This is a genomic window from Pseudomonas sp. LS.1a (assembly GCF_022533585.1).
Lineage (GTDB): Bacteria > Pseudomonadota > Gammaproteobacteria > Pseudomonadales > Pseudomonadaceae > Aquipseudomonas.
Map to the genome: position 1 here is coordinate 3,920,948 of NZ_CP092827.1, position 10,512 is coordinate 3,931,459.

11 protein-coding genes are annotated in these 10,512 nt (G+C 66.6%); all 11 read right to left on the bottom strand.

Annotated elements, in window-relative coordinates; genetic code table 11:
- Positions 1-552 carry a potassium-transporting ATPase subunit KdpC gene (kdpC, locus tag MKK04_RS18215; RefSeq protein ID WP_241105862.1) on the bottom strand — a complete coding sequence of 184 codons (552 nt, stop codon included), beginning with the start codon at positions 550-552 and terminating at the stop codon, positions 1-3.
- 10 nt (positions 553-562) lie between these two features.
- The gene (gene kdpB, locus MKK04_RS18220; RefSeq protein WP_241105863.1) at positions 563-2,617 is read right to left on the bottom strand and encodes a potassium-transporting ATPase subunit KdpB; all 2,055 of its coding nucleotides are present in this window, start codon (positions 2,615-2,617) and stop codon (positions 563-565) included.
- Positions 2,618-2,626: 9 nt separating this feature from the next.
- The gene (gene kdpA, locus MKK04_RS18225; RefSeq protein ID WP_241105864.1) at positions 2,627-4,321 is read right to left on the bottom strand and encodes a potassium-transporting ATPase subunit KdpA; all 1,695 of its coding nucleotides are present in this window, start codon (positions 4,319-4,321) and stop codon (positions 2,627-2,629) included.
- Positions 4,322-4,330: 9 nt separating this feature from the next.
- Positions 4,331-4,420, bottom strand: a complete 90-nt coding sequence (kdpF, locus tag MKK04_RS18230; RefSeq protein WP_003251485.1) for a K(+)-transporting ATPase subunit F — start codon at positions 4,418-4,420, stop codon at positions 4,331-4,333.
- A 175-nt stretch (positions 4,421-4,595) separates the two neighbouring features.
- Positions 4,596-5,648 carry an AI-2E family transporter gene (locus MKK04_RS18235; RefSeq protein ID WP_207830128.1) on the bottom strand — a complete coding sequence of 351 codons (1,053 nt, stop codon included), beginning with the start codon at positions 5,646-5,648 and terminating at the stop codon, positions 4,596-4,598.
- A gap of 12 nt (positions 5,649-5,660) precedes the next feature.
- Positions 5,661-6,455 (bottom strand): DUF4892 domain-containing protein, encoded by a 795-nt coding sequence (locus tag MKK04_RS18240; RefSeq protein ID WP_233686955.1) that lies wholly within the window; start codon positions 6,453-6,455, stop codon positions 5,661-5,663.
- Positions 6,456-6,564: 109 nt separating this feature from the next.
- Positions 6,565-7,419 (bottom strand): alpha/beta hydrolase, encoded by an 855-nt coding sequence (locus MKK04_RS18245; RefSeq protein ID WP_207830122.1) that lies wholly within the window; start codon positions 7,417-7,419, stop codon positions 6,565-6,567.
- Positions 7,416-8,204 carry an alpha/beta fold hydrolase gene (locus tag MKK04_RS18250; RefSeq protein WP_207830120.1) on the bottom strand — a complete coding sequence of 263 codons (789 nt, stop codon included), beginning with the start codon at positions 8,202-8,204 and terminating at the stop codon, positions 7,416-7,418. Before MKK04_RS18250 ends, MKK04_RS18245 begins: the two co-directional genes overlap by 4 nt.
- A 301-nt stretch (positions 8,205-8,505) precedes the next feature.
- A complete protein-coding gene (gene sixA, locus MKK04_RS18255; RefSeq protein WP_063912704.1) occupies positions 8,506-8,964 on the bottom strand; it encodes a phosphohistidine phosphatase SixA in 459 nt (152 codons plus the stop codon).
- Positions 8,961-9,308, bottom strand: a complete 348-nt coding sequence (locus MKK04_RS18260) for a DUF4389 domain-containing protein (protein ID WP_027592856.1) — start codon at positions 9,306-9,308, stop codon at positions 8,961-8,963. Before MKK04_RS18260 ends, sixA begins: the two co-directional genes overlap by 4 nt.
- Positions 9,309-9,344: 36 nt before the next feature.
- Positions 9,345-10,370: an NAD(P)H-dependent glycerol-3-phosphate dehydrogenase gene (locus tag MKK04_RS18265; RefSeq protein WP_063912705.1), complete on the bottom strand. Its 1,026-nt coding sequence runs from the start codon at positions 10,368-10,370 to the stop codon at positions 9,345-9,347.
- Between the last annotated feature and the right edge of the window lie 142 nt (positions 10,371-10,512).

The window sequence follows — 10,512 nt, forward strand, 5'->3', positions numbered from 1 at the left end:
TCAATGGCTGAGGTTTTCCACGGCCTGGTTCAAGGCCAGCACATTGACCACCGGCGGGCCGATCAATGGGTGGAGGGTGGCCTCTTCCAGCAAGCCTTGCAAGCGCTCCACCGGCAATTGCCGTGCCGCCGCCACCCGAGGGATCTGGTAGGCCACGGCCTCCGGCGGCAGGTGCGGGTCGAGGCCGCTGCCCGAGGTGGTCAGCAGCGCCTGGGGCACCGGCCCCTGCTGCGCCTGGTACAACGCAGCCGCATCGCCCTTGACCCGCTCGGCCAGCGCCGGGTTGCTCGGCGACAGGTTGCTGGCGCTGCTGGCCACGGTGGCGTAGGCGCCCGCCGACGGGCGCGGGTGGAACCAGCCATCACCCTGGAAGTCCTGGGCGATCAGCGCCGAACCGCGCACCTGGCCCTGGTCGTCGCGCACCAGGCTGCCGTTGGCCTGGCTCGGGAAAGCGACCTGGGCAATGCCGGTCACTGCCAGCGGATACAGCGCGCCAGTCACCAGGGTCATCAACAAGGCCAGGCTCAGCGCCGGGCGTACATAAGCATTCATGGTGGCCTCCTCAGACCAGGTGCAGGGCATTGAGCAGCAGATCGATCAGCTTGATCCCGGCAAACGGCACGACAATGCCGCCCAGCCCGTAGATCAACAGGTTGCGCCGCAGCAGGTGCGCCGCACTGGCCGCCTGCACCCGCACACCGCGCAGCGCCAGCGGGATCAGCACGATGATGATCAGCGCGTTGAACACGATGGCCGACAAAATCGCACTCTGCGGGCTGGCCAGGTGCATCAGGTTGAGCACGCCCAACTGCGGGTAGATGGCAGCGAACAGCGCCGGCAGGATGGCGAAGTACTTGGCCACATCGTTGGCGATGGAGAAGGTGGTCAGCGCGCCGCGAGTCACCAGCAACTCCTTGCCGACCTGCACCACGTCCAGCAGCTTGGTCGGGTCGCTGTCCAGGTCGACCATGTTGGCCGCCTCGCGCGCGGCCTGGGTGCCGTCGTTCATGGCCATGCCCACGTCAGCCTGGGCCAGTGCCGGGGCGTCGTTGGCACCGTCGCCGCACATGGCCACCAGGCGGCCGTCGTTCTGCTCCTGGCGGATGCGTGCCAGCTTCTTCTCTGGCGTGGCCTCGGCCAGCACGTCATCCACGCCGGCCTCGGCGGCGATGGCGGCGGCGGTCAGCGGGTTGTCGCCGGTCACCATCACCGTGCGGATGCCCAGTTTGCGCAGCTCGGCAAAGCGCTCGCGGATGCCGGGCTTGACCACGTCCTTGAGGTGGATCACGCCGAGCAGGCGCTTGTCGAGGCACACCAGCAATGGTGTACCGCCGCTCTGGGCGATGCGCTCCACTTCACGGGCCAGTGCCTGAGGCATTTCCAGGCGTTGCATGCCGACAAACGCCAACACGGCATCCACGGCGCCCTTGCGGTAGCGGTGCTGCTGCAAGTCGATGCCCGACAGGCGCGTCTCGGCGCTGAAGGCCACGGCCTCGAACTGCCCGGTGGACGGTTCGACGAAGTCGTGCAACTGACGCAGGTACTCGACGATCGACTTGCCCTCGGCGGTGTCGTCCGCCAGCGAGGCCAGCAAGGCGCCCTCCCCCAGCTCGCGGGCGGTGATGCCCGGTGCGGCGTGCAGCGCGCTGCAACGGCGGTTGCCGAAGGTGATGGTGCCGGTCTTGTCGAGCATCAGTGTATGCACGTCACCGGCCGCTTCCACCGCGCGGCCCGAGCGGGCGATAACGTTCAACCGCACCAGCCGGTCCATGCCGGCGATACCGATGGCAGACAGCAGGCCGCCGATGGTGGTGGGGATCAGCGTCACCAGCAGCGCAGCGAGAAAGATCAGCGGCAAGCTGCCACCCACGAAGTGGGCGAACGGCTGCAAGGTCACCACCACGATCAGGAAGATCAGGGTCAGGCCGATCAGCAGGATGTCGAGGGCGATCTCGTTCGGGGTCTTCTGCCGCTTGGCGCCTTCGACCAGGGCAATCATGCGGTCGAGGGTCGACTCGCCCGGGTTGCTGGTGATGCGGATCAACAGCCAGTCGGAGACCAGCCGGGTATTGCCGGTCACCGCCGAGCGGTCGCCGCCGGATTCGCGGATCACCGGCGCGGACTCGCCGGTAATGGCGGCCTCGTTGACCGCAGCGATGCCTTCAAGCACCTCACCGTCACCGGGGATCATTTCGCCGGCCACCACGCGCACCACATCGTCCTTGCGCAGCGCGCTGGCGGCGACGGTCTCGTAGCTGCCATCGCGCTTGCGACGCTGGGCAGTCAGGCCCTGGCTGCCAGCCTTGAGGCTGTCGGCGCGGGCCTTGCCACGGCCTTCGGCCAGGGCCTCGGCGAAGTTGGCGAACAGCACGGTGAACCACAGCCACAGGGCGATCTGCACGGCCACGCCGGTGCTCACACCGCTGCCAGGGGCAAAGCACAGGACAGTGGTCAGCACAGCAGTCAGGGCGACTACCAGCATCACCGGCGAGCGCTTGAGCTGGCGCGGGTCGAGCTTGACGAAGGCCTGCACCAGCGCCGGGCGCCACAACGCGGCGAAGCGGGTCTGGTCCTTGGCGCTGTGCCGGGCTTGTACTTCAGGAATGGGCATGTTCATGGTCGGTCCTCAAAAACCCAGACTCAAGTGTTCGGCGATCGGCCCAAGGGCCAGGGTTGGCAGGAAAGTCAGGCCACCGACCAGCAGGATGGTGACCAGCAGCAGGCCGGTGAACAGTGGGCCATGGGTGGGGAAGCTGTTCAGGCCCTGGGGCGCGCTTTTCTTCGCCGCCAGGCTGCCGGCCAAGGCCAGCACCGGCAGGATGTAGCCGAAACGGCCGACCAGCATGGCCAGGCCGATCATCAGGTTGTGGAACACCGTGTTGGCACCGAAGCCGGCGAAGGCCGAGCCGTTGTTGGCCGTACCGGAGGTGTAGGCGTACAGCAGCTGGCTGAAGCCATGCGCACCCGGGTTGCTGACCGCACCCGCCGGGCCTGGCAGGCTGGCGGCGATGGCGCCGAGCACCAACACGCCGACCGGCATCACCAGCAGGGTCGCCACCAGCAACTGCACCTCGCGTGCCTGCAGTTTCTTGCCGAGGTATTCCGGGGTGCGGCCGATCATCAGCCCTGCCAGGAACACTGCGATGAGCACGAACAACAGCATGCCGTACAGCCCTGCGCCAACGCCGCCAAAGATCACCTCACCGACCATCATGTTGACCATTGCCACCATGCCGGTCAGCGGGTTGAGGCTGTCGTGCATGGCATTGACCGAACCGTTGGAAGCGGAAGTGGTAGTCACCGTCCACAGCACCGAACCGGTGGTGCCGAAGCGGCTTTCCTTGCCCTCCATGGGGGCGCTTTGCTGTACCTGCGCGCTCTCGAGGGCCGGGTTGGGCTGGTGCTCGGACCACAACGCCGTGCTGCCGCCGATCAGGAACAGGACAAGCATGCAGGCGAGGATGGCGCGGCTCTGGCGCAGGTCCTTCACGTAGTGGCCAAAGGTGAACACCAGCGCCACCGGAATGAGGATGATCGAAGCCACCTCGAACAGGTTGCTCCAGGCCGTGGGGTTTTCGAACGGGTGCGCCGAGTTGACGCCGAAGAAGCCACCGCCATTGGTGCCCAGTTGCTTGATGGCGATCTGGCTGGCGGCCGGGCCCAGCGGGATGGTCTGTTCGGTGCCTTGCAGAGTCACCGCGTGGGCGTAGTCGGCCAGGGTTTGCGGCACACCTTGCCACACCAGCAACAATGCCAGCAGCAGGCACAGCGGCAGCAGGCCGTAGAGGGTGGCGCGGGTCATGTCGACCCAGAAGTTGCCCAGTGTCGTCGCACTGCGCCGGGCAATGCCACGGCACAGCGCAACCAGCACGGCCAGGCCCGTGGCAGCGCTGACGAAGTTCTGCACGGTCAGGCCGAGCATCTGGCTCAGGTAGCTGACCGACGCCTCACCGCTGTAGGCCTGCCAGTTGGTGTTGGTGACGAAGCTGACCGCGGTGTTGAACGCCAGCGACCATTCCTGGCCTGGGAGATGCTGCGGGTTGAATGGCAGGTAGCCCTGTAACAGCAGCACCGTGAACAGCAGCAGGAACCCGGCCAGGTTGAAGGCCAGCAGGGCCAGGGTGTACTGCTGCCAGTTCTGTTCCTGGCCGGCGCGCACGCCTGCCAGCCGGTAGCAGGCCTGCTCGACCGGGCCCAGCACGGGCGACAGCCAGGTGCGCTGGCCTTCCATGACCTTGAAGTAGAACCGCCCGAGCCAGGGTGCCGGTAGCAGCACGATGGCGAAAAATGCCAGGAGCAAGGCGAAGTCGTAACTGTGCATGGCCGCTCCCTAGCTGCGATCGGCGCGCAGCAGCGCCACCAGCAGATAAAACGCCAATGCCACTGCCAGCAGCAGTGACAGCCCGTCGAGCATGTTCATGTGTGGTTCTCCCCGTGGTGCGGCTTGGGCCGCTTTGGGGAAATTGTCCGAGGGAGGGGCGTAAAGGGGCGAGATCGGGGGTGGGGATGGGAATAAAGAAGGTGTAAAGATCAGGCTTTTCGGTTGTCGGTACCGGCCTCTTCGCGGCGGTTCGACGCGAAGAGGCCAGTACAGGTTACCGCTGGGGCGGCTGCTGCGCCGCGTTGCGGCTCCAGTCCAACAGCAGGCTGTAACCGACAGCCAGCAAGGTCGGCCCGATGAACAGGCCAATGAAGCCAAAGGCAATCAGACCGCCGAACACGCCCAGCAGCACGATCACCAACGGCAGGTTGCCGCCACGGCTGATCAGGTACGGTTTGAGCACGTTGTCCACGCCACTGATGATGAAGGTGCCCCAAACCCCCAGGAACACCGCCATGCCGTACTCGCCCTTCCATACCAGCCAGCCGGTGGCCGGGATCCAGGCCAGTGGCGGGCCCATGGGGATCAGGCTGAGCATGAAGGTGACCAGGCCCAGCACGATGGCCCCGGGCACACCGGCGATCAGGAAGCCGATCAACGCCAGCACGCCCTGCGCGGCGGCCGTACCGATCACCCCGTTGACCACTCGCTGCACCGTACCGGCCACCAGTTCCAGGTAGTACTCGGCGCGGTCGCCCATCAAGCGGTGCAGCAAGCGCAGGACGAATGCCGACAGGCGTGGGCCGTCGCGGTAGAAGAAGAACACGAACACCAGGCTCAGGGTCAGCTCCAGCACGCCGCTGCCGATCTGCGCGCTGCGCGCCAGCAACCAGTTGCCCACCTGCCCCAGGTGCGGTTTGACCGAGGCCAGCAAGGCTGCGCCCTGCTGGTCCAGCGATTGCCACCAGCTGACCAGGCGCTCGCCAACCAACGGGATACCACCCAGCCAGGCCGGTGCATCGGGCAGGCCGTCCACCTGCACGTCACGCACAAATGCCGTCGCATCGCGAATGTGATCGGCCAGGTTGAACCCCAACCACACCAGCGGCAACGCCACGATCAGGATCCAGGCGCTGGTCAGCAGGCTTGCCGCCAGGGTTTCGCGACCGCCCAGCACACGCGTCAGCAAGCGCATCAAGGGCCAGCTGGCAAAGGCCAGGATGGCCCCCCACAACAGCGCTGAAATGAACGGTGCCATTACCCACAGGCCGGCCCCCAGCAGCGCCAGCAGCAGAATCTGGACCAGCAAGCGGTCATTGTTAGCCATGGTGGTGCTCGTTCAACGGATCAGTTCAAGGTGCAGGCCGTCGGTAGGCGCGCTACCGACTTCCAGGCGGCCACTGCGTACCCCCGCCTTGACCAGCGCTTCGCGCCAGGCTTCGGCCTGGGCGCCACTGAGGCTGGCACGCAGGGTGCTGTCGAGGTTCAGGCTGCGGGCCAGCAGGTTCGCCCAGGTGTCTTGCGGCGCGGCCAGGTCAGGGTAGTCGAGCTTGCCGGTATCGCGCATTTCCCGCAGCACCGTGGCAGCGGTCGGCAGCAGTTCGCCCAGCGGGCTGCCGGCGACGAACTCTTCCACGTGCAGGTAGGCGCGGCGGTTGCCGCGGGTGACGCTGTACAGCGCGACCAGGGTGTCGGCCTGCTCCGCCGAGCGGCGCAGCAGGATGAACGCCTGCTGCTCGTCGCCGCCGTTGAGGCGGGCATTGCCGAACACATCATTGGCCCACAGGCTGGCCTCGCCGCAATCGCGGCCCTGGCACCAGAACAGCGGGTAGCCGCCGTCGCGCTGCAGTGCTTCGCGAGCGCTGGTGAAGGCTTCGCGGGCGGTACGTTCCACCGGCAGTTCATAGGTGACCGAGCTGACCTGGCCGCGGCTTTCGACCTTGTCCTCGACCCGCAGGCGGCCGCTTATCTTGCGCAGCGGGCCCATGGGGTAGACACGCTCCTGCTCCACGGCCGGGCGCTGGTCGACCACCTTGGCGTCCACCGGTACCGGCAGGCTACCGGCCCACAGCACGGGGCTGGCGAACACCAGGCAGGCAGCGAAGGCATTACGGATGGCTACAGGCGCGCTCATTGGCGACCCAGGCGGCGCTCAGCGCCGAGGTGAAGCTCCAGGATGTCTGGCAGTTGCATGGTTGTCTCCCTGTTCAACCCGCCAAGCCTCGACACTTGTCCGGTGCAAGTCAAGCAAAGCCAAAGAAGCGATTGAAACAGTCTGCGACAAGGGCCGCGCCCTGCTCATCGTTCAGGTGCAGGTGATGGCCACCGGGCAGCGTCACCTGCTCAAAGGGTAGCTGCTCCAGCAACCCGGTGTGGCGCACCAGCATGCCATCGGCGGCCACCACCAGGCGCGCCGGGCAGCTTACCCGGCGCACATAGGCCATGGCCTGGGCCTCGCTCAGGCGCACTGGCGAAGGCAGGGTCAGGCGGCTGTCGCTGCGCCAACTGTAACCACCAGGCACCGGCATCAGGCCTCGCTGGGCCAGCAACTCGGCTGCCTCGCGGCTGACCGCGACCATGCCTTTCATGCGCGCCTGCACGCCCTGCTCCAGGGTCGTGTACACCGACTTGCGCTTGCCATCCAGGCGCAACTGGGCCTGCAGGGCCATGCCCAGCCGCTCACCGGCGTCCTGCTCGGCGCCAGTCGGCGGGATGACGCCGTCGATCAGGGCCAGATGGCTGACCCGCTCCGGCAACGCACCAGCCAGTTGCACCGAAATGATTGCCCCCAGCGAATGGCCCAGCAGGGCGAAACGTTGCCAACCCAGCTGCTCGGCCACCCGCAGCACGTCATGGGCGTAGTCGGCCAGGGCATAGCCGGCGCCGAGCGGCCGGTGCTCCGAGTAACCATGCCCGGCCAGGTCCAGGGCGACGATGCGCAGGCCTTTGAGCTGCGGCGCCAGGCGGGCGAAGCTGTTGGCGTTGTCCAGCCAGCCATGCAGGGCGATCACCGGCAACCCGTCCTCAGGGCCGAACAGGTGCGCCGCCAGTTCGATATGCCCCAGGCTCAGGCGAATTTCCTCGACCTGCGCGCTCATGCCTGGCTCCAGCGGTCGAACAGGCCCTTGATCAGGCTGGCGGTGTCGGTTGGCCGCTCCAGCGGGAACATGTGTCCACCCGGCACGCTGTGGAATTCGCCCTTGGGCATGCCGCGTACGGCCAAGGTGTGGTGGTGGCGAATGACGTTGCTGCGCTCGCCGCGAACCATGGCCAGTGGCACCTGCAACTGCCGCGCAGGTGCAGGGCTGGTATGCGGGATGCTGCGGTAGATGCTGATTTCCGTGGCCGGGTCGAAGCGCAACTGCAGCCCCTGCTCCTTCGCCTGCAGGCCGTGCTCTATGTAGGCATCGAGGCAGTCGGGGTCGAAATGGCGGAACAGTGACTTGCCGGCAAAATAGTCCCGGGCGCTGTCGCGGTCATTGAAGGTTTCGCGGCGCCCCAGGGTGCGGCCAGCCGGGGTGATGCGGTCGATGAAGCCGAAGCGCTTGGCGGTGCGCAGCAGCCACTGGTCGGCGCGGGTGAGCACCGGCGAGTCGAGCATCACCACGCCACGGTAGTACTCGGGGCAGCGCAAGGCGGCGTGCAGGTGCAACACCCCGCCCAGCGAATGGCCGACACCCCATACCGGCTGGTCCTGCCGGGCCAGGTGGTGCAACAGTTCGTCGACCAGGCTCTGCCAGTTGTCGTCCACCGGAAAGCGCGGATCGTGCCCGTGCTGGGCCAGGTGCTGCACCTGATAGTCCGGTGCCAGGGCAGCGAACAGCTTGCCGTAGGTGGCCGAGGGGAAACCGTTGGCATGGGCGAAGAAGATCTGCTGCGACATGGCACCGGGTCCGGATCGGGGATGATGGCCCATTGTCGGTATCCCGGGGCGGTTCGGCAACGTCCGGAAAGGTCATCGGCGAGGGCTATCAGGTCAGGCTTGTGGGAGATCGCAGCCCTTTGGGCTGCGCTGTCGCGTAGATAACTGAGTTCGCAAGCAATCCGCGAACCCTGTGGGAGCGGCTTTAGCCGCGAAGAATCCAACACGGTGCATGGCACCGGCTGCGCCGGTGTTCGCGGCTAAAGCCGCTCCCACCGTTCAGGGCGTGGGCGGTACCTGTCGGCGCAGCGGCCCCGTGAGTTCACGCCGGCGAGTTGATCGCCCGAAGGGTCATCAGCCCAGCCAACGGCCAGTCCCCGTCCAGCTCCGCCAGGCTTGCCGTGCTCATGCCCGCCGGGTGTTGCTGGTGGCCATGCTCCAGCACCCCGACCAGGGTACCCACCAGCGGCTGATGGCTGACCAGCAGCACATGCTCCAGGCCCAGGCGCTCGATTTCGCCGATGACCTGCTGCACATCCGTGTCGGGCGTCAGCCAGGGCACGGTGCGCACCGGCTCGGCGAAGCCCAGGGTGTCATGCACCAGGGCGGCCGTTTGCTGGGCACGTACGTAAGGGCTGGCGATGATCGCCTGCAACGGTTGCCCCAGCAGGCGGGCGGCGCTGTGCAGCACCTGCTCGCGGCCGTGGGCGGTCAGCCGGCGCTCGGCATCGCTGTTGGCCCGCGGCTCCGCTTCGCCGTGGCGCAGCACCCATAGTTTCACAGCTTGGGCTCCTCATCACGCACCGGGTGCGGGGCCGGGGCCACGGCGTGCGGGGCCTCGCCTTCCGGGGCACGCGGTGCCGGCCAGTCGGCGAACGGCCACGGTTTCTGGTCGCTGTGGAAGCTGCCAAAGCGGCCGATCTGCGCCAGGTACTGGCTGAGGCTGTCGCCGAAGTTCATCAGGCTGGCGCTTGGGGCGCCGTACACCAGACGGTAGATCAGTTGTACCAGTACCAGGCCACCGAGCAGCAGCTCGGCCAACTGCCAGACCACCAGGAACACCAGCATCCACAGGACCCGCAGGATGATCGACTCGCGCTGGGCGCGCTCGGGCGTATCGTTCATGTGTTGCTCCTTGCTGTTGTCAGAGCCGCTCAAGGCTCAGTTGAAACCGCTGATGGAAATGAAATCGACATCGGTCTTCGGCTCGGCACGCATCAGGTGCTCGATCACCTGGTTCAGCGTGCGGCCTTCGAACAGGATGGCATGCAGGCCCGCCACCAGCGGCATGTACACCTGCACTTCCTGCGCCTTGGCCTTGAGCACCTTGAGGGTGTTGACGCCTTCGGCCACTTCGCCCAGGCGGTTGACCGCCTGCTCCAGGCTCAGGCCCTGGCCCAGCGCGTGGCCGACCTGGTAGTTGCGGCTCTTGGGCGAGGAGCAGGTGACGATCAGGTCACCGACACCGGCCAGGCCGAGGAAGGTCATGGGGTTGGCGCCCTGGCTTACGGCAAAGCGGGTCATCTCGGCCAGGGCGCGGGTAATCAGCATGCTCTTGGTGTTCTCGCCCATGCCCAGGGCCACTGCCATGCCGGCGATGATGGCATAGACGTTCTTCAGCGCCCCGCCCAGTTCGACGCCAAAGCGGTCGGCACTGGCGTAGACGCGGAAGGTACGCCCATGCAGCACGGCCTGCACCTGCTGGCAGAGTTTTTCGTCCTCGCTGGCGACCACCGTGGCGGTCAGCGCATGTTCGGCGATTTCACGGGCCAGGTTGGGGCCGGACAGCACGCCGATGCGCGCCTCGGGGGCGATTTCCTCGAGGATCTGGCTCATCAGCTTGAAGCTTTGCGCTTCGATGCCCTTGGTCAGGCTGACCAGGCCCTTGCCACGCAGCAGCTCGGCATGCGGGGCCAGCACGCTGCGCAAGGCGCTCGATGGCAGGGCGACGAAAACCAGGTCGCTGGCCTGCAGGGTGGCCAGCAGGTCGCTGACCGGCTCGACGCCGTCGTGCAGGCGGATGCCCTTGAGGTAGCGCGGATTCTCGCGATTGACGCGCATGGCCTCGGCCTGATCCGGGTCGCGCATCCATTGGCGCACCGGCACACCGTTTTCCGCCAGCAGGTTCGCCACGGCGGTGCCGAAGCTGCCGCCTCCCAGAACTGCAACAGGTTGCTGTTCAGTCATATCCAATCCGTTAAAGCCAAAAGTTAAGTGGCGACCCAGCCATTATACGGCTCGCCTGCTACAGAACCAGTGTCAGTACTGGCCTCTTCGCGGGTAAACCCGCTCCCACAGGTACAACGAAGCCTTCAGTAGCGGTGCGGTC